Raw genomic sequence first — 26,387 nt, forward strand, 5'->3', positions numbered from 1 at the left:
AAATATTATAGTTTAAAAAGGTGCTTATTTACTCAAACAAATAATTTCTATTTTGTTCAATTCTTCAAAATTGATTAAAAAGCTCTTAAAACCAAAACAACTTCCTTTTCCGTTCATTTTTAATGAAAACCTCGTTTTTGATGTTGCAAATTATAAAATGAAACATGTTTCTCTCTTAAAAAAAGCCTTACAAATTGTTTATCAGTTAATTTTGAGTCAATTAAGAATACTCCTCACAACAAATCTTTTTTTCCAATAACAATAAAAAATAAACTAAACTATGAAAAGCAACAACATCTCAGTACAGGAAAAAAGTCTTTTTCTATTTTTATTATTCTTGTTGTTTAGTGTAAATTCAAAATTATTTGCACAAGCTGATCCTCAGCAAGTAACCAAAGAAACGTTTAAAGGAAAAATGGCTTTAGACATTCGAGACTCAAAAAGTGACTGGACTCCATATTTACCCAAAAAAGCACCTGTAGGCTCACCAAACATCCTATTTATTTTGTATGATGATACAGGAATGGCTGCTTGGTCTCCGTATGGGGGAGCGATAAATATGCCAACCATGCAAAAATTAGCCGACAATGGAATTACCTATTCACAATGGCACACAACAGCATTATGCTCACCAACTCGTTCGACATTATTAACAGGTCGTAATCATCATCTTAATGGAATGGCAGCTATTACCGAAACAGCAGACGGGTATCCTGGTGCAAGTGGAAGAATTCCCAAACAAGCTGCCACAATTGGGCAAATTCTACAAGATAACGGCTGGAGCACTTTTTGGGTTGGAAAAAATCACAATGTGCCAGAACAAGATATTGCAGCTGGAGGTCCAAGAAGTACCTGGCCACTTCAAATGGGATTCGATCGTTTCTATGGTTTTCTAGGTGGAGAAACCAATCAATGGTATCCTGATTTAACAGAAGACAATCATTTTGTTGAACCACCTGCAACACCAGAAGAAGGTTATCATTTATCAAAAGATTTAGCAGATCATGCTTTAGAATTTATAAAAGACCAACAGGCCACAAATCCATCGAAACCTTGGTACATGTGGTATTGTCCAGGTGCAAATCATGCACCGCATCAAGCTCCTGAAGAATATATTGCAAAATATAAAGGTAAATTTGACGACGGATATGATGCTTATCGCAAATGGGTTCTGCCAAGAATGATTGCTAAAGGAGTTATTCCAGCAGGAACAAACTTTGACAAATTTAACCCAATGCCTCCTGGAGTCGCAAATCCAGCCGATAATGTTTTAGACTGGAATAAATTAAAACCAGAAGAGAAAAAACTATTCTCAAGACTAGCAGAAGTTTATGCAGGTTTTTCAGAATACACAGATGCTCAAGTTGGCCGAATTATCGATTATTTAGAAAAAACAGGACAGCTTGAAAACACCGTTGTAATTTATGCCGCAGATAATGGTGCTTCTGGTGAAGGTTCAGAATCGGGTTCTGTAAATGAAAACAAATTCTTTAACGGATATCCTGATGAATTAAAAGAAAATCTAAAATATATAGACAAATTAGGAAGTCCTGATACTTACGAGCATTATCCAACGGGATGGGCAGCTGCATTCTCTACTCCATTTAAAATGTTCAAAAGATACAGCCAATATGCAGGAGGAACTTGTGATCCTTTAGTAATTTCATGGCCAAAAGGTATTAAAGCAAAAGGTGTTGTTCGCGATCAGTTTCACCATTCAACAGATATTGTACCAACAATATTAGATGTTTGCGGACTAGAAATGCCTAAAGAATATCGCGGGGTTCCACAATATCCATTATCTGGAGTTTCTATGCGCTATACTTTTGACGCTGCTCCAAATACAAAAACTCAAAAACACATTCAGTATTTTGCCATGTTAGGAAGCCGCGCTTTATGGAAAGACGGATGGAAAGCGGTTGCATTGCATGCTCCTCTTGGCGGAAAAGGTCATTTTGATAAAGACGTTTGGGAATTATATAATACCGATGTCGACCGATCTGAATCTAACAATTTAGCAGCCAAATATCCAGACAAATTAAAGGAGTTGATAAAAGACTGGAATGACGAAGCTGCTAAAAATTTAGTATTACCACTGGATGACCGTTCTGCAATTGAAGTTTTAGGAACTGAAAGACCTTCGTCTGAAGCTCCACGCGACCTTTACAAATACTATCCAGGAACTTCAGCTGTACCAGAAGGAGTTGCAGTTAACGTTCGAGGACGTTCTTACAAAATTGTAGCCGATGTTGATGTAAAAGATGCGAATGCTTCAGGCGTATTATTTGCTCATGGCTCTCGTTTCGGAGGACATACCTTATTTTTAAAAGATAAAAAACTGCATTATGTATACAATTTCTTAGGAATTGCTCCAGAACAAAAATTCACTTCAAATGTTGCCATTACTCCTGGAAAACATGTTTTTGGAATGGAATTCAATCGTGAGAAAGCTGGTCCGAACGGTGAGTCTATTGGAACAATGAAACTTTACATTGATGGCAAAGAAGTCGCTTCGGGCCCAATGAGAACTCAGTCCGGTAAATTTACACTCTCAGGCGACGGACTTTGCGTTGGATTCGATAGTGGAGATGCCGTAAGTAAAGAGTATAAAACACCTGGAACTTTTAAAGGAGGGGAAATTTATGGCGTAGGTATTAACGTCGGAAAAATTGAATACTCCGACCTAAACAACGAAGCAAAAAGAGCTTTCAGTAAAGATTAATGAACTTAAAAAGGATCAAGAGGTATTTAATAAATACCTCTTTTTCTCATTTAAATTTAATTAATAAATGTTTCAATTAATTCCGACTCAAAATGCTTCATAGAACTACTTATAATAAAAAGAGTTTTTTCTTAATGCTACTTTCTTCATTTAGTTTTTTTGTTTCAAATAAAATGGTAGCTCAGGAAAATGAAGAAAAGACATTTAAGCCACACCATCAAATTGGACTTTCTATTAATCATGTTCATGTTTTTGAAGGTCGCGATGACGAAGGAAATCGAGAAGTTTTGAGTCTTCCTGCATGGGGTTTGGACTATACTTTTCAATTTCGTGAAAAATGGGCAATCGGACTTCATACTGACTTTATTATTGAAAAATTTAAAGTCGAAAAAAATCTTGCCAGTGGAGAAGATAAAGAAACCGTTGAAAGAAGTTATCCTATTGCACCCGCTTTAATGGGAATTTATAAACCCAATGAACATTGGAGCTTTCTACTCGGATTTGGAGGAGAATTTGCCAAAGAAGAAGATTTTTTCTTAACTCGTGCAGGTGTAGAATATGGTTACGAATTACCAAAAGGCTGGGAAATTTTCGGAACTGCCAGTTATGATTTTAAATGGAATGCTTATGACAGCTGGGGAATTGGTTTAGGAATCGCAAAAAACTTTGGAGGAAAATAAGATTTCAGGAGAAAATAAAATGATACAATTTGTACGCCTATGTTTAGCCCTAAAAATAAAATACTTGCTTGGAAAACTATTCTTTTGATTGCAATCTTTTTTATTAGTTTCAAAGGAATATCGCAAGAAGAAAAGGATACTACAAAAATAATGACTGTTCGATACGGAGACAAAGGTTTTGAGCTTCGAACGAAAGACAATAAATTCCTATTCCAACTGCACAGTAGATTGCAATTTCGTTTTTCTACACCTTATGATACCGATCCTCTAACTTACGACGATTACAGTCAGGATGCCAAAACTACTTTTAAAATAAATCGCGCTAGACTAAAAATAGGCGGCCACGCTTTCGAACCTTGGTTGAAATATTATTGGGAATACGAATTAAGTCAATCTAATTTACTTGATTTTAGATTAATGATTGAGAAATGGGATTTTCTGAGTTTCAAAGTTGGACAATGGAAAACTGAGTTTACTCGAGAGCGTTTCATTAGTAGTGGTGAACAGCAAATGGTAGAAAGATCTCTTATCAATAGGCCCTTTACAGTTGACAGACAATTAGGAGCCGAAGTTTACGGGCATTTAAAAGGAAAAGGTATTGCAGATTTCAATTATTGGTTTGCTGCTTTAACTGGAACCGGACGCGGAAGCACTTCTAATGATGATAATCATCTTATGTATTTCGGAAGAGCCCAATGGAATTTCTTAGGACGATTTCTAGATTTTGAAGGTTGTGATTTAGAATTTCACGAAAAACCAACTCCAATTATTGCTTTTTCAGCCATAACCAACCGAAGTCCATATACACGCTTTTCGCAAGCAGGAGGAGGTTCTTTAGATGGATTTGAAGATGGACAACCCGGTCAATACAGAGTAAATCAATGGAATCTAGAAACCGCTTTTATGTATAAAGGTTTTTCTTGGCAAAGCGAATGGCATACTAAAGAAATAATTGACAAATACAATAATGACGACACGACTATTATGAAAGGATATTATGTTCAGGCGGGTTATTTCTTTCACAATGTTTTTCATTGGTGGCCAGAACATTTAGAAATGGCAGCTAGACATGCTTCTTACAGACCCGATTATTCTATTAGAGAAAATAGACAAGCAGAGTCTACTTTGGCTTTTAACTGGTTTTTTAAAGGACATAAAAACAAACTAACTTCTGAGGTAAGCTATTTTAGTTTCCAAGACAAATCACTTCCTCTAGAACAAGGTTGGCGCTTTAGAATACAATGGGATATTTCACTGTAAATGCAGTAGCAAACTTTTGTTTAATTTCTTTAAATGAGACATTTTTTTTCATAACTTTAATTCATATAAATAACTGAAAATGAAAAACATATCAAAAACAATAAAAAAATCGGCACTGGTGTGTTTGATTGGTACATTTTTTCTTATTTCAATAGATAGTTTTGCTCAGCGTCATGGCGGCGGCGGTGCACACCGGGGCGGTGGCGGCGTAGGTGGCGGTACACATACTAGACCTGCCCAAACAAGACCTGGCTCTAATGGAGGTGGTATTAAGAGACCTGCAAATACTACTAGACCTACCAATTCTAATAATAAGGCTACTAGACCAGCTAATTCTAACAATAAAGTTACAAGACCTACAAATTCAAATAATAAGACGGCAAGACCAGCGACATCTACCAATAGAAACAACAATAATAGAACTGGCAACAGAAACACAAATATTAGTGGCAATACCGTTAATAGAAACAGAAACAACGTAAATATTAATGTAAATAACAGCGTTCATGTTCGTAACAATCGTAATACAGTTGTTAGACCTGGCCCTAGACCTTATGTACGACCTCCTTATGTATATGGCGGTTATAGATACAACTGCTACCATCCCTATTATCCACGTCCATACAGACCGTATTATTGGGGACCAGTTTGGCATCCATGGGGATTTTTCGTAGCTACATTAGCTGTTACGGCTATTGTAGTTAGTGTAGAAAGCACTCAATATCATTACGACCAAGGTGTATGGTATACTTCATCGACTGGCGGTTACACTGCTGTTCCAGCACCTGTTGGCGGTACCGTAAATAACATACCAAGCGGAGCAGAAACGGTAAATACCGGAACCGTAAATAATTATTATTACGGAGGAACTTATTACGAAAAAGATGGAGGCAAATATACCGTCGTCGCTCCAACGGCTGGAACGATTGTAGAAAATTTACCTGAAGGAGGAGAAGAAGTTACAATTGGAGATTCTAAATATGTTAAATTTGGCGAAACCTATTATCAACCCGTACAAGTTGATGGAAAAGACAGATATGAAGTAGTTCAGGTTGAGAAAGAATAAACTTTATTAATTCTATCATATTAGTATACTATTAAAGATTATTTTTCATAATTTTAGTCCCTCTATTACAACCATAATAAGCTCAAAAAAATAAACCATGAAAAACAAAACCTTTTGGATATTTGCGTTACTCACATTATCCATTATATCAATAGCGTATAGTTACACCAAATTTGCAGGCAAAGAAGAAAAAAAGGTTGCTGAATGTCACGACATACCAGTTACTGCAGAATCTGAATTTAAGCCCACTATCGAAAATAAATTCAAACCCGAAACAAAAGCACCAAAAGGGATGGTTTGGATTCCTGGCGGTGAATTTTCTATGGGAACAAATGTCGAAGATGAGAGTCTATGCAGTATAAAAGGAGTTACAAAAGACGCTGCTCCTATTCATCGCGTTTATGTTGATGGATATTATATGGATGAAACCGAAGTAACTAACGAAGAATTTGAAAAATTTGTAAAAGCGACAGGCTATGTAACTGTAGCAGAACAAAAACCAACCAAAGAGGAGTTTCCAACTGCAAGCGAAGAAGATTTAGTTACAGGTTCTGTTGTTTTTACTCCGACTCCAAAAGCTGTTAATTTGAATAATTTTCTGCAATGGTGGCGTTACGAACCAGGTGCGGACTGGAGACATCCAGAAGGTCCTCAAAGCACTATCAAAGGAAAAGAAAAATATCCTGTAGTTCATGTAGTTTACGAAGACGCTGCTGCTTATGCAAAATGGGCAGGAAAAAGACTTCCAACAGAAGCAGAATGGGAATTTGCTGCTCGTGGTGGTAAAACAGGAAATCTTTATGCTTGGGGTAACGACTTAAAACCTAAAGGAAAATTTCAAGCTAATATTTACCAAGGGCACTTTCCGATAAAAGATGGCGATACTGGTGAAGATGGATATAAAGGTATAGCACCAACAGCGCAATATGCACCAAATGCTTATGGTCTGTATGATATGGCAGGAAATGTTTGGGAATGGGTTAATGATTGGTACAGCATTGATTATTACAAATCATTAGCTGAAAGCGGCAAAGTAACCAAAAACCCTCAAGGACCGAATGCTTATTACGATCCAAATGACCCAACAGAAATTAAGCGTGTACACAGAGGCGGTTCATTTTTATGTACTGATCAATATTGCACTCGCTATATGGTAGGAACAAGAGGAAAAGGCGAAATTAGATCTGCCGCAAATCACGTCGGATTTAGATGTGTAAAAAGTAAATAAGAGCACTTAAATAACTGAAAGGGATTCTGTTTAGAATCCCTTTTTTTATTCATTCAAGATATTTAAAGCCAAAATCTTTCGCAGAAATTTTTTTCTATATTTGCTAAAAATTCAAAAAAATGCAACATATCATAGATCGTTTTATCAGTTACATAACAATTGACACTGAATCAGATCCACATTCACAAACTACACCAAGTACTCAAAAACAATGGAATCTTGCCAATAAATTAGTAGAAGAATTAAAGGCAATCGGATTAGAAGAAGTAACTATAGACGACAAAGCCTATATAATGGCAACACTTCCGAGTAATGTTGACCATGAAGTGCCAACTATTGGATTTGTTTCTCATTTTGATACATCTCCAGATTTTAGTGGAGCAAATGTAAAGCCTCAAATCGTTGAAAATTACGACGGAAAAGACATTATTCTTAATGCAGAAAAAAACATCGTTTTATCTCCAAACTACTTTAAAGATTTATTGCAATATAAAGGTCAAACGATTATTACAACTGACGGAACAACGCTTCTAGGCGCCGATGATAAAGCTGGAATTACAGAAATTGTCTCAGCAATGGAATATCTAATTCAGCATCCAGAAATTAAGCACGGAAAAATCAGAATTGGCTTTACACCAGATGAAGAAATCGGTCGTGGCGCTCATCATTTTGATGTTGAAAAATTCGGAGCGCAGTGGGCTTATACTATGGACGGAAGTCAGATTGGCGAATTAGAATATGAAAATTTTAATGCCGCTGGAGCGAAAATTACTTTCAAAGGAAAAAGCGTTCATCCTGGTTATGCTAAAGGAAAAATGATTAATTCTATGCTTTTGGCAAACGAATTTATTAATGAACTTCCGAAAGGCGAAACTCCTGAAGAAACCAAAGGTTATGAAGGTTTTTTCCACGTACATCATATTAAAGGAAATATTGAAGAAACGGTTTTAGAACTAATCATTCGCGATCATAACAAGAAAAAGTTCGAAAACAGAAAAGAACTTATTCATAAAATCGCTAAAAAATTCAATAAAAAATTCGCAAAGAAATTTGGCGAAGATATTGTAACTGCTGAAGTTAAAGACCAATATTACAATATGAAAGAAAAAGTTCTTCCTGTAAAATATATTGTAGATATTGCAGAAAAAGCAATGAGAGAATTAAACATCAAACCAATCATCAAACCAATTCGTGGCGGAACTGACGGTTCTCAATTATCTTTTATGGGATTACCTTGTCCGAACATTTTTGCGGGCGGACATAATTTCCACGGAAAATACGAATATGTTCCAGCAGAAAGCATTCAAAAAGCAACTGAAGTTATCGTGAAAATTGCAGAATTAACAGCAATTCCAGGAATCTTTGACGCGCCAGAAAAAACTAAAAAAGGAAAATAATTTGGAAAATCAATCCGAAAATAAAGGAATTTGGAAGTATAGCGAAAAATGGGAAGAAGAATTGCTTCTTCTTAAATCTATTCTTGATAAAACAGAACTGACCGAAACCACAAAATGGGGCGGTCCTGTGTATGTTTACAACAAAAGAAATGTCGTCGGAATTGGCGGTTTTAAAGATTATTTTACGATTTGGTTTTTCAATGGAGTTTTCTTGAAAGACACCAAAAAGAAGTTGGTAAACGCGCAGGAAGAACTAACAAAATCTTTAAGACAATGGCGTTTTACTTCTAAAAACGAAGTGAACGAAAAAGAGATTTTAGAATATATTTACGAAGCTATAGAGAATGAAAAGCAAGGAAAAGTTATAAAACCTTCCAAAAAAGAAGCGATTATTTCTGAACTTTTAAATAAAGAAATGGAACAAAATCCAGCTCTAAAAGCAGCCTTTGAAAATTTCAAGCCCTACAAACAATATGAATTTTTAGAATATATTGAATCGGCTAAACAAGACAAAACAAAACTCACGAGAATTGAGAAAGTTGTTCCAATGATTTTAGCAAATGTTGGATTGAATGATAAATACAGATAATTTAATTTTCAATATTTAAATTCCAAATTCCAATCTAGACGAGACCTTTGTCAAAGTTTTAAACTTTGACAAAGGTTTTTTCTTTTTTTGTCATTCCTTAAAAAAAAACGCTACAAACTTCTCTCCGTAAAGTTTGTCATTCTGAGGGACGAGGAATCTCCGTAAGAGATTCTACAAAGATTAGCGACATACATAACGGAGCTACTTGCGAAGATTTCTCGTTCCTCGAAATGACAAAACTAACTTGGTTGTATTTGTAAAAAAAAAAATCCCAAACTCCATTTTGGAATTTGGGATTTTAAAATATTGTAATTTAAAATTTAAGCTTTCTTATTCAAAGCTGCACTCATTTCAAGAGAAATCGCTGAACGCTCAATTTTTAATTTTCCAGCCATAGTTTCAATGATTATAGCAGTTGAATTTTCAGTAATCTCTGAAACCTTACCGTGGAAACCACTTTTTGTAACTATTTTATCACCTACTTTTAGGTTGCTTTCAAATTCTTTTTCGTTTTTAGCTCTTTTTTGCTGTGGTCTGATCATAAAGAAATAAACAACTACAGCCATTATACCTAATTGAATATATAGCATATTACCTCCGCCCATAATTTAAATTTGTTTTTGATTTATAATTAATATTTTCAGCTCTTCTCCCGAAACCTCGGGATCGCTCAGAGTGACATTATTTTTTAAACATTCAATTTTGAAGTTCCTGATTCAGATTGGAATTTGGAATTTATAAATTGATTATTTTATTTTTTTACATTAATCCTCTTCCCGCTTTTACCATCTTTTTATTTGCAGTAAGCTCTTTTACCAGATTATCTAAAATTCCGTTGATAAAAATACTACTTTTTGGAGTAGAATATTCTTTTGCAATTTCTAAATATTCGTTAAGAGTTACTTTTACTGGAATTGAAGGGAATTTGATAAACTCGCAAATTGCCATTTTCAAGATAATAGTATCAATTTCTGCAATACGATCGCTGTCCCAATTTGGTGTTTTATCGTCGTATTCTTTTGCAAATTCGTTTTCATTTAAAACTGTTCTTCTAAACAAATCTTTTGCGAAATCTTTATCTTCAATATCCTTATACAATTTAGGCACTCTAAAATCGTCTGGATCTTCTGTTTTGATTGCTTTCAATTGTTTTACAATATGTGTATTTACAACCGGAATATCATCAACCCAAGTCAATTTATCATCTTCTAAATACTCATATAATTTTTCATTAGGAACAATTACATTTTCAAACAAATCAATGATAAATTGTCTGTCTTCTTCAAATGTATTCACATTATTGCTCATGTATTTTTTGTAGATATCGCTTGCTTTAACATCATTCAAAAGCAAAATAATATAATCGTCGTTTAAAGACCAATTATTGATTTTACGAGTTTCTAAAGCGATGCTAAGAGAGTTGCTTTCGGCAAGAAGTTGAAAAATTTTATTCTTTACAAATTTTTCGTTTGGGTTACGTTCTGCTGCAGTAGCAAGGTGTTTTTTACTAGAAAGATGTAAAAAAACAGATTCTTTTTTACAAATTTCTATCAATGAAGAAAGCATTATAAGATATAAGTCCTGAATATTATCAATGCTATAAAAAAGAAATTTTTCTTCTTTTTCCATATTTTCAGAACCGCTTTGATGCATTGCATAAATGGATTGCATTACTTTAACGCGTATGTGTCTTCTATTTACCACCTCGTAAGAACATTTAAAAATTAGTCTGCAAAAGTATAACTTTTAAGGCGTATTTTAAAATTAATTCGTAAAAAAGTAGTTGTTTTAGTGGTCAGTTTTCAGAATTTAGTGGTCAGTCTCTATTTATACTGGTTAATAAGAAGTGTTTAGTGAGAAGCACCAAACATACACAAAAAAATCTCAGCTACAGATTGAACTGTAAACTGAGACTTTAAGACTGAACACTAAAAAAGTGAACACTGAACACTTAATTACTTAGCCGCGTTCTCGATTCTTCTTTGATCGATACGATTTTGAGCAATTGTAAGAGCCGCTTTATGAGTTGTAATATTATTTTTAGCAGCAAAATCTATAATTTCTAAAGTTGTATTATAGATATTTTCTGTTTTAGCCATAATTTCAGCTTTACCGTAATTTGCCAATTCAGCATAAACATTGATAATTCCACCAGCATTGATTAAGAAATCCGGAGCATATAAAATTCCTCTTTCTTGTAATCTCGCACCGTGAACATTTTCATCTGCTAATTGATTGTTGGCAGCACCAGCAATAACTTTAGCTTTAATTTTGTTTACTGTATTATCATTGATTGTTGCTCCCATTGCACAAGGCGCATAGATATCAACATCTGCAGTATATAAATCTTCGCCAGTGTAAATTGTCGCATTGTATTTTGAAGCAACTTGATATAATTTTTCTTCATTGATATCAGAAATTGTTACCTGCGCTCCTTCTTTAGTTAAATACTCAACCAAAGTTTCACCTACGTGCCCAATTCCTTGTACCAAAACTTTTTTACCATCTAAAACATCAGTACCAAACTGACTTTTAGTAGCTGCTTTCATACCTAAATAAACTCCGTAAGCAGTTACAGGTGAAGGGTTTCCAGAACCACCTCTTTCTTCAGAAATTCCAGTAACATAAGGCGTTACATCTCTTACAGTATCCATGTCTTTAGTTTCCATTCCGACATCTTCTGCAGTGATATATCTTCCGCTTAATGAATGAACGAATTCACCAAACTTACGCATTAATTCAGGTGTTTTTTGTGTTTTAGCATCGCCAATAATTACGGCTTTACCTCCACCAATATTAAGTCCAGTAATGGCAGATTTAAACGTCATACCTCTAGAAAGGCGTAAAACATCATTTAAAGCTTCCCATTCTGTGTTATAATTCCACATTCTGGTTCCTCCCAAAGCTGGCCCCATAACCGAATTATGAATACCAATAATTGCTTTTAAACCTGTATCTTTGTCATTGCAAAATACAATTTGTTCGTGATCGTCAAAAGATAATTGACCAAAAACAGGATCCATTTTTTGAAGTTCCTTTCCAGTTGCGAAAGTTGCATCCATAGCGCTAGTATTAATTAGGTTAAAATTATGAATTCGTCAAAAAGACATCTCAAACATAATTAAAAAATACACATGTGCTAATTTTTTATCTTTAAAATAACAATATTACAATATAATTGTTTTGATTAAATCGCAAATTATTATAATTTTATTTAATAATAATTCTTAAATACAAATCAATTCAATATCAGATTTCTTAAAAAAATGAAAGAATTAAGCTATTTAAACAAATATTTCGTCAAATATAAATACAGTTTTTCGCTTGGAATTTTAATAACTATAATCTCACAAATATTTGCATTATTCACTCCAAAGCTAGTTAGTAAGTCTTTAGATGCAATTGAAAAATTTGATAAACTTTCAAAAGCAGAACAATCTTCACAAGTAATAATAAATTCTTATTACGAGGGTTTAATTCACAATGTCTTACTAATTATTGCAACAGCAATAATTTCAGGTTTCTTTCTTTTCTTAACTCGTCAGACCTTAATCGTAATGTCCCGTCATATTGAATTTGATTTAAAAAATGAAGTTTTCAGACAATACGAAAATCTTTCTCAGACTTTCTACAAACAGAATCGTACGGGAGATTTAATGAATCGTATCAGCGAAGACGTTTCAAAAGTCCGCATGTATGTTGGTCCAGCGGTTATGTATACTATAAATACAGCTATTCGTTTTGCTATCGTTATATTATATATGTATAATGTATCACCACTTCTTACCTTGTATACTATATTACCGTTGCCGATTCTTTCTTATTGTATCTTCAAGCTTAGTTCTGAAATCAATAAACGAAGTACGACTTTCCAACAGTATCTTTCTAAAGTTTCGAGCTTTACTCAGGAAATATTTTCTGGAATTCGAGTAATAAAAGCGTATTCTTTAGAAAATCAGCATCAAAATAATATGGTTGATCTTGCTGAAGAAAGCAAACGTAAAAGTTTAAGTCTGGCAAGAGTTCAATCTTTATTTGGCCCTTTAATGATTGCACTTATCGGAATCAGTAATTTGGTGGTGATTTATTTTGGAGGTGTCATGTACATCAACGGAAGCATTCCGAATATCGGAACTATTGCAGAATTTATTTTATATGTAAATATGCTGACTTGGCCTGTTGCTTCTTTAGGATGGGTTTCATCTATGGTTCAGGAAGCAGAGGCTTCTCAAAAACGTCTGAATGAGTTTTTGAAAATTGAACCTGAAATTAAAAACAATAATGAAAACTCATCAGATATAGAAGGAAATATTACTTTCGAAAATGTTTCTTTTACTTATAAAGATACCAATATTGAAGCTCTAAAAAATGTTTCGTTTACCGTTAAAAAAGGAGAAACTTTAGCCATTTTAGGAAAAACGGGTTCTGGTAAATCTACCATTCTTTCTTTGATTTCAAGATTGTACGATGTAACAGAAGGCGAAGTAAAAATTGATCAAAATGAAATCAGTACTTTAAATCTAAATGATCTTCGAAATAATATCGGAATTGTGCCTCAAGACGCTTTTTTATTTTCGGATACCATAAAAAACAATATCAAATTCGGGAACCAAAATGCAACCGATGAAGAAGTAATTGAAGCAGCTAAAAACGCTGTGGTTCACGATAACATTATCGCTTTTAACAAACAGTACGACACCATTTTAGGAGAAAGAGGAATTACACTTTCGGGAGGTCAAAAACAGCGTGTTTCGATTGCAAGAGCGATTATTAAAAATCCTGCAATTCTTCTTTTTGACGACTGTTTGTCTGCTGTTGATACCGAAACCGAAGAAATGATTCTAAACAATTTATTCGAGATTTCTAAAGATAAAACAACCATAATTGTGAGCCATAGAGTATCATCTGCTAAAAATGCAGACAAAATTATTATACTTGAAGATGGTAAGATTATTCAACAAGGTTCTCATAATCAATTAATAAATCAAGAGGGTTATTATGCATCGTTATATTTAAAACAACTTTCGGAAAAAGAATTACTTTAATTGTTGCGTAATAGATAATTTTTTATGATTTTTGAGTACTATTAATTCCAAAAATGATAGAACGTATTATGAGAGAAAATGACATGTTAGAAAAAGAAGAGATTTTTTCTAAAGTATTACGAGCAGGAAGAAGAACTTATTTCTTTGATGTGAGAGCTACCAAAGCTGATGATTACTATATCACGATTACCGAAAGCAAAAAATTTACTGAAGAAGACGGTTCGTTTCACTTCAAAAAACACAAAATTTACTTATACAAAGAAGATTTTAGTGCTTTTGCTGAAATATTAGAAGAAATGACTTCATACGTTTTGAACCACAAAGGCGAAGAAGTAATTTCTGAAAGACATCAAAAAGATTTTAAAAAAGAATATGGTTCTGAAAAAGTAGAAACCCAAAGATCTAGCTTTACAGACATTGATTTTGATGATATTTAATTCAAAATAAAGCTTTTCAAAAAAGTACGAGTCCAATTTGTTTTACATTTTGGACTTTTTTTATACATTTATATATGAGACGTGAATTGTAAAATGTGAGACGTGCAATTCGCTTATTTTCTACAAATTATATTTTACTTCTAACACTTCACATCTAAAAACAAAAAATGAAAAAATTAATTCTTCTTTTCAGTTTCATCTTCTTCGGAATTTCGCTTACAGCACAAAACACAGAATATGAGACTAAAACCAATATTCAATACTACAATGCAGCAACAAATAAATCAGATAAATATATCAACGAAAGATGTGTTTTAGACATTTACTACCCAAAAAACAAAACTGGATTTGCAACCATCGTTTGGTTTCACGGTGGCGGATTAACAGGCGGAAATAAAGAAATTCCAGAAGCTTTAAAAAATAAAGGCTTTGCAATTATCGGCGTAAATTATAGATTGTCGCCAAAAGTAAAAGTGGCAAAATGCATTGAAGATGCTGCTGCTGCAGTTGCTTGGGCATTTAACAATATCACAAATTATGGAGGCGATAAATCTTCCATTTTTATTTCAGGACATTCTGCAGGCGGTTATTTAGATATGATGATCGGTTTGGATAAAAAATGGCTTCAGAAAGAAAATATCGATGCCAATCAAATTGCTGGAATCATTCCGTTTAGCGGACAATGCATTACGCACTTTGAAATGAGAAGAGAAAACGGAATTCCAGAAAAACAGCCAACAATTGATGCTTTTGCACCTTTATATCACGTTCGCGCCGATACTCCGCCTTTGTTATTAATTACTGGAGATCGCGAATTAGAAATGCTAGGACGTTACGAAGAAAACGCTTATATGGCAAGAATGATGAAATTGAACGGACATAAAGAAACAAAACTTTACGAATTAGACGGTTACGGTCACGGAATGACAGAACCGGGTTTTCCGCTTTTAGTAAATGAAGTTAATCGCATTTTAAAAGAACGTAAAAATAATCACTAAATAAAATTCCACGGCAATGGAGACACAACTTTTAATCGTACCAGGACTTGGAGATTCTGGAGAAAAACATTGGCAAACCTTTTGGCATCAGAAATTCGAAAACTCAATTCGTGTTGTACAAGACAATTGGGACGAACCAGTTCGCGAAGAATGGCTTGCCCGCTTAAACGAGAACATCTTAAAACTAGACAAACCAACCATTTTAGTGGCACATAGCCTAGCTGTTTCATTGGTTTTGCATTGGGCAGAAAAATATAGTAATCCGAATATTATTGGTGCTTTTTTAGTTGCTCCAGCTGATGTTGATTCACCTCAACACACGCCTGAATGCACGAGAAACTTCTCTCCAATTCCGCTTTACAAATTGCCATTTCCATCTGTAGTTGTGGCAAGTGAAAACGATCCTTATGCTTCTTTCGAAAGAAAAAAATACTTAGCTGAACAATGGGGAAGCGATTTCGTAAATGTCGGACAGCAAGGTCATATCAATTCCGATTCTGACTTAAAATATTGGGAAGAAGGACAGTTGATTCTTAGACAGTTTATCGAAAAAAACAAACTTTTAATTTAACCGCAAAGAACACAAAGATTTACGCAAAGATCGCAAGGTTTTATGAGAAGTTTTTTATATGTTAAAGTTCGCAAAGCTTTGCGAACTTTAACCTTTTCTAAAAAGTCACTTACAAAAAAAACTTTGCGTGCTTTGCGGTAAAATTTATTGAGTAGAAACTAGCCTATACGCAAACCATTTTCTATTTTAAAATCAGGAGCTAATAAAATTACATCTCCTTCCTCTCCTACAGCGCCAAGAACCAAACATTCGCTCATAAATTTTCCGATTTGTTTTCGAGGAAAATTAACAACAGCTACAATCTGCCGATTAATCAAATCTTCTTTTTGATATCGTTTTGTAATTTGCGCTGATGATTTTCTAATTCCGATTTCCAAACCAAAATCTATCGTTAATTGATAAGCCGGTTTTCTTGCTTCAGGGAAATCATTAGCTTCTATAATAGTTCCGACACGCATATCGGTTCTTTCAAATTCACTCCAAGTTAAATCCATTTCTTTAATGTTAGATTACAAACCTATTAATTTTGTAATTAATCGTCCTAATTCTGTAACCGTTTTCTTTCGCTTCCAATCTAATTTTACTAGAGTAAAGAATAAAACTCACGTAAAAAATATATAACATGGAACATACTGAACCAAATGCCTGCCTGTCAATAAAAGATTTTGAATCTAACCTAAAACAGATTCATACAGATAAATATATTGAAACCGCACAAAATGTGAGGCTTTATGTAAAAGATTATGGTCAAGGAAAACCAGTAATTTTAATCCATGGCTGGCCACTTTCTAACGAAATGTGGGAATATCAGATTGATCATTTAGTACAGAATAACTTCCGCGTAATTGCTTACGATCGTCGTGGTTTCGGAAAATCATCACAACCTTGGGATGGCTATGATTATGATACTTTAACGGATGATCTTCAAGAAATAATTGAACAATTGGAATTAGAAAATGTAACACTTGTCGGATTCTCAATGGGAGGCGGCGAAGTGGTGCGCTATTTCAGTCGTCATGGCGGAAAAAACGTTTCTAAAATTGCTTTAATTTCTTCAATCATTCCTTTTCTTTTAAGAACAAATGATAATCCCGATGGACATCCAAAAGAGAAAAGTGAAAATACGGCTGCCGCTATTAAAGAAGACAGAATCGGATTTATAGATAATTTCGGAAAAACATTTTTTGGTGTTAACATCATCAACAAGCCATTGAGCACACCATTGTTGGAATATTACAGAGCTTTATGTTCTGTAGCTTCTCCTCGTGCAACTTTAAAATGTGCCGAATCTTTTTCTTATACTGATTTTAGAGATGAGTTAGATTTTATAAAAGTTCCAACGCTTATTATTCATGGAAATGACGATAAAATTGTACCAATAGATCTTACTTCTAGAAAAGCTGCTGAAATGATTAAAAATAACACCTTTATAGAATATGAAGGCGCTCCGCACGGATTATTCTACACCGATAGAGAAAAATTAAATGAAGATTTACTGCAGTTTTTAAATTCATAAAAAATTAAAAAAGTATCCAAAGAAGCAAGCTGAATAAGCTAACTGCTTCTTTGGATATTTTTTATTCTTGTGCTCTTTTATTTACAGATTTTTAAACCTATTTTTGAAAATCAAATTTCTTGTAAAATGGCACGAACAGAATCTAAAATGCTTCCATTAGGAACCAATGCACCTGAATTTTATTTAAAGGATACCAATTCTAACGATACTTTTTCTTTTGAAGATTTAAAGGGATCTAAAGGCACTTTAGTAATGTTCATCTGTAATCACTGTCCGTTTGTACTTCACGTCATCAAAGAAATTGTTATGATTTCTAATGATTATCGTGTGCAAGGAATTGGAATAATCGCTATCTCAAGTAATGATGTTGTAAAATATCCTGCAGATTCTCCAGAATTAATGTCCGATTTTGCTTTAGAAAATAAAATTGATTTTCCATATTTATATGATGAAAGCCAAGACACAGCAAAAGCCTATCAAGCAGCATGCACGCCTGACTTTTATTTATTTGATAATCAAAACAAATTATTCTATCGTGGACAGTTGGACGACTCAAGACCCGGTAACGGAATTCCTCTTAGCGGAAGCGATTTAAGAGGTGCGATAGATGCGTTACTTTATAACCGAAGTTTAAAAGAACCACAGAAACCAAGTTTAGGCTGTGGCATTAAATGGAAGTAATATCTCACTAAATTCAAAAAGATTACCTATCTTTGCAAATCAATTTTAATAATCCTTATGGGAAATAGAATACCATTTACAGCCTCTAGACAGCCGTTTTGCCTAGCAAAACCAGTTGTTGCTGTAATTATTTCACATAATAAGGCCTTTATTTTTTAGGCCTCCGTCTACTTCAGTTTTCTTCTTTTTGACGGAGGATTTACAACAAGCTTAACATTTATTTATTTGACAAAAATTAGATTTTTTGATCAGATTCATTTTTGTTTACTAATCCAGACAATTTTAATCATTTTCTTTTTTTTAAAGACTAGAAAATTATTTGCTTACTAATTCCAAAAAAGAAGAAATGTCATTTTAAATAGTATAACAATAAATTCAATATAGATATGAAACCAACACCCACTTTCTGTAAATCAGATTATCAGTTTTTAAGAGAATTGATTTTAAAAAGTAAAAATTCGACAAATACAAAAGAAGCCAATCAGCTTTCACAAGAATTGGATCGCGCTGTAATTAGTAAAGAAAGCGAACTGGACAGTTCTGTAATCCGAATTAATTCTATTATAACAATTGAAGATGTAAAAGCAAATAAACAAATGAAAATTCAAATCGTTTTACCTTCTGCTGCAGATGTAAAACAATCAAAAATCTCAATTCTAGCACCTTTAAGTGTTGCTATTATTGGCTTTAAAGAAAATGACGAAGTAGATTGGGAATTACCTGCTGGCATCAAAACATTAAAAGTAGTAGCTGTAGACAATTCGGCTGTTTCGCATTCTTAACTTTTTAAACACCTCATTTTGTGACGGTGTTTTTTTTATATCTATTTGAAAATAAAAAAACTGTTCGATTGAACAGTTTTTTTTATGCTTTTTTCGAAACTATAAATTATAATTGCGAGTGAATGTAATCTGTAACAGATGCCAATTGAACTCCGTCTAATTTTGCTTTTTTACCCATACTTACCAAAATTGGTGCCCATTCTTCCTTTGTAAACTTTTTCGGTTCGTACAATTTATGGCATTTAGCACAATTATTTTCATACAAATTTTTACCTGCTTCCAGTTCAGGTGTTAAAGCTACTGTTTTTGGCGCAGCTTCTACTGGAGCAGAGGCAACTGGTGCTGCTTTTTGAGTTCCGCAAGAAACCACAAATAATGCAAGTCCTGCAAGAATTAAAATATTTTTCATCGTCTTTGTTTTTTAGTAAATATAAAAAAATCCCATATGCCAAAACATATGGGATTACTATTTAAAACAATACTAAATTGCTTCTAATCTCTTATTTTACGTCCATTAATTCAACGTCAAAAATCAAAGTTGCGTGTGGAGGAATTACACCACCTGCACCAGATGGTCCGTATGCCAAATCAGATGGAATTACGAAACGAGCTTTGTCTCCAACTTGTAATAAAGCAATACCTTCGTCCCATCCTTCGATAACTTGTCCAATTCCTAATTTGAATTCGATTGGTTTTTTACGTGGGTAAGATGAATCAAAAACTTTTCCGTTTTCTAAAGATCCTTCGTAGTGAACAGAAACTGTTTTTCCTGCTTCTGCTTTTTTACCTTCACCTTTTTGGATCATTTTATAACGTAAACCACTTTCAGTTCTATCAAAACCAGCAGCTAATTGTTCCATTTTTGCTTCAGATTCTGCCTTTAAAGCTGCTTCTCTTTTCATTCTAGCACCTTTTAAACCAATGAAAGCTTCAATTGCATTCCATTTTTGCGCTTCTTCACCAACTCTGATAATTTCTACAGATTCTAATGCATCACCTTGAGCAACAGCATCAACAATATCTTGTCCTTCAACAACGTGTCCAAAAACTGTATGTTTTCCGTCTAACCAAGGAGTTGGCACGTGAGTAATGAAGAATTGAGATCCGTTAGTTCCAGGACCAGAATTTGCCATAGATAAAACTCCAGGACGATCGTGTTTTAAACTTGGTACAAACTCGTCATCAAATTTATATCCAGGATCTCCAGTTCCAGTTCCTTTAGGGCAACCACCTTGAATCATGAAATCAGCGATAACTCTGTGAAAGTTTAAACCATCGTAGAATTTTTGTCCTTGAGGTTTTACTTTATTTTCCATATTTCCTTCTGCAAGAGCTACAAAGTTACCTACAGTTCCTGGCGTTAAGTCGTGTGTTAGTTTAACTAAAATCGAACCTTTGCTAGTGTTGAATTTAGCGTATATTCCGTTTTCCATTGTTGTTATTTTTTAATTGAACGCAAATTTACAATTAATTTCTTAATCAATTTGTGCTTTCTCTCTTTTAGATTTTGATTTATAAGTAAGTCCGTAAACTATTAATGATAATGAAGATAAGACCATACAGCCAATTGTTACAGCGTGCCATCCGCCTAATTTCCATAATAATAATCCGTATGCAGATCCTGCGGCAGTTCCTAAAAAGGTAAGTGACATAAATACCGTATTCAGTCTGTTTCTAGCTTCAGGCAATAACGAATAAACTCGTGTTTGGTTTGAAATATGGACACCTTGAATTCCGATGTCAATAAATACAATTCCGATTGCGATTCCGATTACACTTTCGATAGAAAAGTAAAAAATTAAGAAGCTTATCAAGACTAATAAAATTCCATAACCAACTGCAATTCTAGAATTCCCTTTATCTCCCAATTTTCCAACCAAAGGCGCTGCTAAAGCTCCAGAAGCGCCTACAATTCCAAATAAACCAATTGTGGCACTATTAAAATTAAAAGGTTCTCCAGAAAGCAATAAAACCATTGTAGTCCAGAAAGCACCAAACTGAGCAAAACTAAAAACATTAATTGCCGTAGCTTCGCGTAAAACAGGCTGTGTTTTTATAAGTGTAAATAAAGATTGAATCAACTGCCCATAAGTTCCCTGAAACTGAGGTTTATTAACGGGAAATTTACTTTGAATTACAAAAAAGATCAGAAGACAGATTCCGGCAGCAATGTAAAACATTGATCTCCAACCTAAAACCTGACCGATAAATCCGCTTAACGTTCGCGAAAGCAAAATTCCGACCAATAATCCGCTCATAATGGTCCCTACTACTTTTCCTCTTTGTTCCGGCGCGCTTAGAGAAGCCGCCAAAGGCAAAATAAGCTGTGGCACAATAGAAGTAATTCCGATAAGCAATGAAGCAATTTGTAAAACTAAAAAACTTTTAGCTGTTGCGGCAATCAGCAAAGCGATTACTGTTGCAAAAGTTGTCATTAAAATTTGCCTTTTTCGTTCTATTTTATCGCCAAGTGGTACCATAAAAAATAAACCAATTGCGTAACCTGCCTGAGTAAGATACGTTATTGTTCCGGCATTGGCTTCTGGAATTTTAAATTCATTAGCGATTAAAACAATCAAAGGCTGGCAGTAATAAAGATTTGCAACTATTAATCCAGTGCAAACTGCCATAAAAAGTACATTTGTTTTAGATAAATTCATGCTGCAAAAATACCGATCTAATCTTAATTGAAACTTTAAAAAAGTTATAAAATTTTTAATTTTAAGATTAGATCAGAATTTTTTAGTCAAAATTTAATTGATTATAAAGGCTTTAGTAATTCAAAAAGTCTTCTCTAGCCGGACTGAAAACATCTGTAAGCATTCCTTCTTCTAAACATACAACTCCGTGTACCGCATGAGGCGGAATATAAAAACTATCGCCTTCTTTCAAAGTCTCTGTTACACCGCTGATTGTTACATCAAACTTACCGCTTGCAATATAAGTTACCTGAGAATGATAATGATCGTGCAAAGTTCCGATTCCACCCTTTTCAAAATGAACGTTAACAAGCATCACTTTTTCATCAAAAGCCAAAATCTTGCGTTTGATTCCTTCTCCAACTATTTCCCATTCAATTTCGTCTCCTTTTATAAATTCTTTGCTTGTTTTCATTTCTATTTATTTTTAATTTTTTCGAGATCTTTTTCCATTAGCGCTAAACCATCGGTCAAATTATTCTCTTTAAAGTATTTTTGTAATTCTTCTAATCTTTTGATATTATCGTATTTAAACCCTGAATTTAATTTTCTTTGACAACGTGAGCACAGTCTAATTGAATGAGAATCTGTTTCCGGCATACTATTGGTTCCATTCATAACGCAACTCACTTCAACACAATGATGCAAGCCAAACATATGACCTATTTCATGAGAACAAATCTTAAGTAATCGATCTAATGCTAATTTAAAATCGGCTTCTTTTTGCATTCTATAGATAGAACTAACCGCAATTCTATCACTATAAGATGCCAATCCAAAAACATAACTCCATTCTGGTTTTGGATACAAATCATTTTCTGTGATAGCCATTAAAGCAACTCCTTTACTAGGTTTTTCTTTTTTTAAAACATCTCTTAAAATATATCCTGCTAAAAACTGCTCTTGCCCCATATTCCCCATCCTTCTTGCCTTATTGGGAATAATATCATTTGAAACACTTTCCAAAACTTTGGTTTCCAATTGAAAAAATATTTGCAAATACTGACGAACCAATTCAATTTGTTTGATTTGTGAAGCATCAAATTTACCGATTGGCTGTAAATAAATTATGTTTTCTTCTTTAGTTGGAACTACGTGTTTTGTCTTTATAAATTGCTCAAAACTCTGTTCTTTTTCTTTGTTAAAAAAACGCCATTCTCCGTAAGCTGGTGCAGCGAGCTTTACATCATTATCTTCAATATCCATAAAATACGGACTTGGAGGCGGAACCGAAACTGAGATTAAATTTGATTTTTCTTTTTTATTTGATTCACAAGCAATAAGAACTACAAAAGCCAACAAAAGAAGTTTCTTCATAAATTAAATATACTAGATTAAATTTTTAGAAATAAAATCGCAACTAGATTTAATGGATTCGAAAGAATTGTTAGCAAAATTATTCTCTTGTTCTACAAAAAAATGGATCATTCCTGATTGTTTTGAAGCTGCAAATAAAGGCTTAAAATCGATAGTTCCCGAACCCACTTCTGTATTCAAATCATTATTCTTTTTGTCTTTATCTTTTACATGCCACATTTTAAATCGTCCCGGATTTTCTTTGAATAATTTTAAGGGATCATTTCCAGAATGAATTACCCAATATAAATCCAATTCAAAAAAGACTAAATCTTTATCGGTTTCTTTTAATAAAATTTCAAAACCTGTAATGCCGTCGTGTTTTTCAAATTCAAAATCATGGTTGTGATAAGCTAGTTTCAAACCTGCTTTTTTACACATTACTGCCGCTTCATTTACACGAGCAGCAATCTTTTTATAATCTTGAATATTTCTTCTAAAAGGTTCATCGACCCAAGGAATGGTCAAAAACTCACTTTTTAGAATTTTTGCAGCTTCTATTGCTGCAATTAATTCTTCTTTTTTTCCATCATATAGAAAACTTCCTAAATTATAATGCCCGCTGACAGCTTTGAGATTATTTTCATCTAGAATTTTCTTTAGCTCAATTGGAGTTAAACCCCAAAACTGATCTTTGATTGAAAAACCATACGTTTCAACCGCTGTATAACCTGATTTAGCAACTTTCTCTAAAGTTGTTTTTACATCTTTTGGAAGTTCTTTACGAAGCGTATACAACTGTAATCCTATTTCTTTTTTACTCATAGAAAATGCAAATGATGGTGACGCCAAAACTGCTGCCGTGGCGAGACTTGTGGTTACTATAAAATTTCTTCTTGTGGTCATTTAGTTAGATAAATTTCAGAAAGTAAATATATTATAAAAAATGATTCTCAAATCTGTTTATAAAATTTTGAAGCAAAACGGCTGTTTCTAAATCTACAATTTCCCCTTCTGGATTGATTTTGCCTCGCACACCTTGAATTAATAATTGCGTATCAGAATCAAGCTCTGCTCCAAGAGTTTTCATAATTAGCAAAAGCTGTTCGTGTGCCATTTCTCCTGAAGCTGAAGCCGTTATCAACCCCACTGTTTTATCTGTGAAGAGAGTCGTCGACACAAACCATTCTAAGGCATTTTTCAAACTTCCCGGAAGGCTGAAAACATACTCGGGAGTACAAATAATTACTCCTTGTGCATCTCTTATTTTATTTCGCAAAGAAATAATCTCTTTTGGCAGATTGTCAGTATCTAAATCAGGATTAAAATGAGGCAGAATATCTAAATCTTCAAATATTTCTAATTCAAATTCCGAAGACAATTGATTGGAAATATATTTTAGGATTTTAAAATTACTCGAATCTTTTCTCGTGCTGCCTGATACAGCAAGTATTTTTATTTTTGATGACATTATGATATAAAAAAAAGTAGTACTTCTAAATTAACATTTAAAAATACTACTTTTTAGAGATTAAAATCTCAAAAGAAAATGCTTTTATTCAAAGGGAATTATTTTTTTGAAGCCATTCCTATCGTTTTTGCATCAACCGATTGAGGTGGAAATTTTTGTTTTTCATTTTTCCAAGAAATAATCTTACCTGATTTATTGATATACATATAATCATATTTCCAATAAGAAGGACCAGCATCACCTGAAACCTCTCTACTATGATTCGTTGTGAAAATTTGATCTGCATAAAGAAATATATCATTATTCTCGTCATCATGAAGAATTCTTACTGGCGGTCCCCATGATTTTATTAATTTTTGTTTCGATTCTCCGACCCATTTATCATGGACATCGTTACTCGAGCAGGATATTTGCAAGAATATAATTGCAATTAAAAGTAAAGTTTTCTTCATAAGCTTTTGGTAATTTTTAGAGTTTAGATATAGAGTTTATATAAATTTAACACTATTGCACCAAATAAACGTAATGATAGTTTATCATAACATTAAATCCGATGAAAGTCACAATATATACGACGAAATGCATCTTTTGGATTTATATCGTATAAAATCAATCTAAAATAAGCTACAGATAAATCTTTGAAAATTGACAAGCATTAACTTTGTATCTTTGTCGACAAGAAAATTATTGATTAGAAAATGCGAATTGACATTATTACACTTTTACCAGAATTATTAAGAAGCCCATTTGAAGCTTCAATTATGAAACGTGCCATTGATAAAGGTTTAGTCGAAGTTCATTTTCACAATCTGCGCGACTACAGTACAAACAGACAAAAAAGCGTTGATGATTACCCTTTTGGCGGCGGAGCAGGTATGGTAATGACAATTCAGCCTATTGACGATTGTATTACGCATTTAAAAAGCCAACGTGAATACGATGAAATAATTTATATGTCGCCAGATGGAGAAACTCTAAATCAAAAAATGGCTAATAAAATGTCAATGTATGAAAACATTATCATTTTATGCGGACATTATAAAGGAGTAGATCAAAGAGTGCGAGATCATTTTATAACTAAAGAAATTTCTATTGGGGATTATGTTTTATCTGGAGGAGAATTGGGCGCAATAGTTTTATCTGATGCTTTAATCCGATTAATTCCAGGTGTTTTAAGTGATGAAACCTCAGCTTTGACAGATAGTTTTCAGGATAATCTTCTTTCTGGACCTATATATACTAGACCCGCAGATTATAAAGGATGGAAAGTTCCAGAAGTTTTAACCAGCGGACATGCTGCAAAAATTGACAAATGGCGCGAAGATAAAGCGTACGAACATACAAAAAACAGACGTCCAGATTTATTAGAATAAATTTCAAATTTTTAAAATCCCAAATTCCAATTAATCAACTACTTAAGAAATTGAAATTTGAAATTTATTTTTATTGGAATTTAATTTTTTTTATCTACATTTGCACCCGAATTTGACCAACCTCTGGCGAGATCCGTGAATGTTGCTCTAATATAAAAACCATAATTTAAATTATCATGGCAGATTTATTAAAATTCGTTCAAGACGAATTCGTTGCTAAAAAAGATTTCCCAGATTTCGGAGCTGGAGACACAATCACTGTTTTCTACGAAATTAAAGAGGGTGAAAAAACAAGAACTCAGTTCTTCAAAGGAGTTGTAATCCAAAGAAGAGGTTCTGGAGTTACTGAAACTTTTACTATTCGTAAAATGTCTGGATCAGTTGGTGTTGAGCGTATCTTCCCAGTAAACTTACCAGCTTTACAAAAAATCGAAGTTAACAAGAAAGGTGCTGTACGTAGAGCTAGAATTTTCTACTTCAGACAACTTACTGGTAAAAAAGCTAAGATTAAAGATAAAAGAAGATAATCATTTATCTAAATGTTATAAAAAACTCGTTTCATACCATTTGAAACGA

At 33.5% G+C, this 26,387-nt stretch carries 28 protein-coding genes; 16 read left to right on the forward strand and 12 right to left on the reverse strand.

Annotation, left to right across the window (positions count from 1 at the left end; all coding sequences use genetic code 11):
* The first annotated feature begins 280 nt into the window (after window positions 1-280).
* The 7 genes from HNP35_RS20600 to HNP35_RS20630 all read left to right on the forward strand — a co-directional run bounded on the left by HNP35_RS20600 (window position 281) and on the right by HNP35_RS20630 (window position 8,942).
* Window positions 281-2,722 (forward strand): arylsulfatase, encoded by a 2,442-nt coding sequence (locus HNP35_RS20600; protein WP_184166656.1) that lies wholly within the window; start codon window positions 281-283, stop codon window positions 2,720-2,722.
* A 92-nt stretch (window positions 2,723-2,814) separates the two neighbouring features.
* Window positions 2,815-3,402: a hypothetical protein gene (locus HNP35_RS20605; RefSeq protein WP_184166658.1), complete on the forward strand. Its 588-nt coding sequence runs from the start codon at window positions 2,815-2,817 to the stop codon at window positions 3,400-3,402.
* 150 nt (window positions 3,403-3,552) lie between these two features.
* Complete coding sequence (locus HNP35_RS20610) at window positions 3,553-4,662, forward strand: OprO/OprP family phosphate-selective porin (protein WP_343069223.1); 1,110 nt, start codon at window positions 3,553-3,555, stop codon at window positions 4,660-4,662.
* A gap of 79 nt (window positions 4,663-4,741) precedes the next feature.
* A complete protein-coding gene (locus tag HNP35_RS20615) occupies window positions 4,742-5,728 on the forward strand; it encodes a DUF6515 family protein (protein ID WP_184166664.1) in 987 nt (328 codons plus the stop codon).
* Window positions 5,729-5,825: 97 nt separating this feature from the next.
* Complete coding sequence (locus HNP35_RS20620) at window positions 5,826-6,956, forward strand: formylglycine-generating enzyme family protein (protein WP_184166667.1); 1,131 nt, start codon at window positions 5,826-5,828, stop codon at window positions 6,954-6,956.
* 119 nt (window positions 6,957-7,075) lie between these two features.
* Window positions 7,076-8,353, forward strand: coding sequence for a peptidase T (gene pepT / locus HNP35_RS20625; RefSeq protein WP_184166670.1), 1,278 nt, complete (start codon window positions 7,076-7,078; stop codon window positions 8,351-8,353).
* A gap of 1 nt (window position 8,354) precedes the next feature.
* Complete coding sequence (locus HNP35_RS20630; RefSeq protein WP_184166673.1) at window positions 8,355-8,942, forward strand: YdeI/OmpD-associated family protein; 588 nt, start codon at window positions 8,355-8,357, stop codon at window positions 8,940-8,942.
* A gap of 320 nt (window positions 8,943-9,262) precedes the next feature.
* Here the strand turns inward: HNP35_RS20630 and yajC are convergent, their stop codons facing one another.
* The 3 genes from yajC to HNP35_RS20645 form a co-directional block, all read right to left on the reverse strand.
* The gene (yajC, locus tag HNP35_RS20635; RefSeq protein ID WP_246453625.1) at window positions 9,263-9,547 is read right to left on the reverse strand and encodes a preprotein translocase subunit YajC; all 285 of its coding nucleotides are present in this window, start codon (window positions 9,545-9,547) and stop codon (window positions 9,263-9,265) included.
* Between the two features lie 154 nt (window positions 9,548-9,701).
* The gene (gene nusB / locus HNP35_RS20640; protein WP_184166676.1) at window positions 9,702-10,613 is read right to left on the reverse strand and encodes a transcription antitermination factor NusB; all 912 of its coding nucleotides are present in this window, start codon (window positions 10,611-10,613) and stop codon (window positions 9,702-9,704) included.
* 284 nt (window positions 10,614-10,897) lie between these two features.
* Complete coding sequence (locus HNP35_RS20645; RefSeq protein WP_184166679.1) at window positions 10,898-12,004, reverse strand: Glu/Leu/Phe/Val family dehydrogenase; 1,107 nt, start codon at window positions 12,002-12,004, stop codon at window positions 10,898-10,900.
* A gap of 204 nt (window positions 12,005-12,208) precedes the next feature.
* Here HNP35_RS20645 and HNP35_RS20650 point away from each other — a divergent pair, with 204 nt between their 5' ends.
* The 4 genes from HNP35_RS20650 to HNP35_RS20665 all read left to right on the forward strand — a co-directional run bounded on the left by HNP35_RS20650 (window position 12,209) and on the right by HNP35_RS20665 (window position 15,993).
* Window positions 12,209-13,987, forward strand: a complete 1,779-nt coding sequence (locus tag HNP35_RS20650) for an ABC transporter ATP-binding protein (protein WP_184166682.1) — start codon at window positions 12,209-12,211, stop codon at window positions 13,985-13,987.
* 68 nt (window positions 13,988-14,055) lie between these two features.
* A complete protein-coding gene (locus HNP35_RS20655; protein ID WP_184167051.1) occupies window positions 14,056-14,424 on the forward strand; it encodes a PUR family DNA/RNA-binding protein in 369 nt (122 codons plus the stop codon).
* A 167-nt stretch (window positions 14,425-14,591) separates the two neighbouring features.
* Window positions 14,592-15,422, forward strand: a complete 831-nt coding sequence (locus HNP35_RS20660; RefSeq protein ID WP_184166685.1) for an alpha/beta hydrolase — start codon at window positions 14,592-14,594, stop codon at window positions 15,420-15,422.
* Between the two features lie 16 nt (window positions 15,423-15,438).
* Complete coding sequence (locus tag HNP35_RS20665) at window positions 15,439-15,993, forward strand: RBBP9/YdeN family alpha/beta hydrolase (protein ID WP_184166687.1); 555 nt, start codon at window positions 15,439-15,441, stop codon at window positions 15,991-15,993.
* Window positions 15,994-16,151: 158 nt separating this feature from the next.
* On the opposite strand, the gene HNP35_RS20670 is transcribed toward HNP35_RS20665, so the two are convergent.
* Entirely contained in the window at window positions 16,152-16,487 is a 336-nt protein-coding gene (locus tag HNP35_RS20670; protein WP_184166690.1) for a tRNA-binding protein, read from the reverse strand.
* Window positions 16,488-16,615: 128 nt separating this feature from the next.
* On the opposite strand from HNP35_RS20670, the gene HNP35_RS20675 reads away from it, so the two are divergent.
* The 3 genes from HNP35_RS20675 (at window position 16,616) to HNP35_RS20685 (ending at window position 18,972) form a co-directional block, all read left to right on the forward strand.
* Window positions 16,616-17,509: an alpha/beta fold hydrolase gene (locus HNP35_RS20675; protein WP_184166693.1), complete on the forward strand. Its 894-nt coding sequence runs from the start codon at window positions 16,616-16,618 to the stop codon at window positions 17,507-17,509.
* Between the two features lie 126 nt (window positions 17,510-17,635).
* The gene (locus HNP35_RS20680) at window positions 17,636-18,190 is read left to right on the forward strand and encodes a thioredoxin family protein (RefSeq protein WP_184166695.1); all 555 of its coding nucleotides are present in this window, start codon (window positions 17,636-17,638) and stop codon (window positions 18,188-18,190) included.
* Window positions 18,191-18,576: 386 nt separating this feature from the next.
* Window positions 18,577-18,972: a GreA/GreB family elongation factor gene (locus HNP35_RS20685; RefSeq protein ID WP_184166696.1), complete on the forward strand. Its 396-nt coding sequence runs from the start codon at window positions 18,577-18,579 to the stop codon at window positions 18,970-18,972.
* Window positions 18,973-19,078: 106 nt separating this feature from the next.
* Here the strand turns inward: HNP35_RS20685 and HNP35_RS20690 are convergent, their stop codons facing one another.
* The 8 genes from HNP35_RS20690 to HNP35_RS20725 form a co-directional block, all read right to left on the reverse strand.
* A complete protein-coding gene (locus tag HNP35_RS20690; protein ID WP_184166698.1) occupies window positions 19,079-19,381 on the reverse strand; it encodes a c-type cytochrome in 303 nt (100 codons plus the stop codon).
* Window positions 19,382-19,472: 91 nt separating this feature from the next.
* The gene (locus HNP35_RS20695) at window positions 19,473-20,405 is read right to left on the reverse strand and encodes a peptidylprolyl isomerase (protein ID WP_184166700.1); all 933 of its coding nucleotides are present in this window, start codon (window positions 20,403-20,405) and stop codon (window positions 19,473-19,475) included.
* Between the two features lie 42 nt (window positions 20,406-20,447).
* On the reverse strand, window positions 20,448-21,602 hold the full coding sequence (locus HNP35_RS20700; RefSeq protein ID WP_246453627.1) for an MFS transporter: 1,155 nt from the start codon (window positions 21,600-21,602) through the stop codon (window positions 20,448-20,450).
* A gap of 142 nt (window positions 21,603-21,744) precedes the next feature.
* Window positions 21,745-22,086: a cupin domain-containing protein gene (locus HNP35_RS20705; RefSeq protein ID WP_184166705.1), complete on the reverse strand. Its 342-nt coding sequence runs from the start codon at window positions 22,084-22,086 to the stop codon at window positions 21,745-21,747.
* A 2-nt stretch (window positions 22,087-22,088) separates the two neighbouring features.
* Window positions 22,089-22,988 carry a Zn-dependent protease gene (locus HNP35_RS20710; RefSeq protein WP_184166708.1) on the reverse strand — a complete coding sequence of 300 codons (900 nt, stop codon included), beginning with the start codon at window positions 22,986-22,988 and terminating at the stop codon, window positions 22,089-22,091.
* A 12-nt stretch (window positions 22,989-23,000) separates the two neighbouring features.
* Entirely contained in the window at window positions 23,001-23,873 is an 873-nt protein-coding gene (locus tag HNP35_RS20715; RefSeq protein ID WP_184166710.1) for a sugar phosphate isomerase/epimerase family protein, read from the reverse strand.
* A gap of 31 nt (window positions 23,874-23,904) precedes the next feature.
* Window positions 23,905-24,438 carry an NADPH-dependent FMN reductase gene (locus HNP35_RS20720; RefSeq protein WP_184166713.1) on the reverse strand — a complete coding sequence of 178 codons (534 nt, stop codon included), beginning with the start codon at window positions 24,436-24,438 and terminating at the stop codon, window positions 23,905-23,907.
* A 98-nt stretch (window positions 24,439-24,536) separates the two neighbouring features.
* On the reverse strand, window positions 24,537-24,890 hold the full coding sequence (locus tag HNP35_RS20725; RefSeq protein WP_184166715.1) for a hypothetical protein: 354 nt from the start codon (window positions 24,888-24,890) through the stop codon (window positions 24,537-24,539).
* Window positions 24,891-25,136: 246 nt separating this feature from the next.
* Here HNP35_RS20725 and trmD point away from each other — a divergent pair, with 246 nt between their 5' ends.
* Both trmD and rplS read left to right on the forward strand, forming a co-directional pair.
* On the forward strand, window positions 25,137-25,811 hold the full coding sequence (gene trmD / locus HNP35_RS20730; protein ID WP_184166718.1) for a tRNA (guanosine(37)-N1)-methyltransferase TrmD: 675 nt from the start codon (window positions 25,137-25,139) through the stop codon (window positions 25,809-25,811).
* 176 nt (window positions 25,812-25,987) lie between these two features.
* Window positions 25,988-26,338, forward strand: coding sequence for a 50S ribosomal protein L19 (rplS, locus tag HNP35_RS20735; RefSeq protein ID WP_008462155.1), 351 nt, complete (start codon window positions 25,988-25,990; stop codon window positions 26,336-26,338).
* Window positions 26,339-26,387: the final 49 nt, after the last annotated feature.

This window comes from Flavobacterium notoginsengisoli, assembly GCF_014207905.1.
GTDB classification, from domain to species: Bacteria; Bacteroidota; Bacteroidia; order Flavobacteriales; family Flavobacteriaceae; genus Flavobacterium; species Flavobacterium notoginsengisoli_A.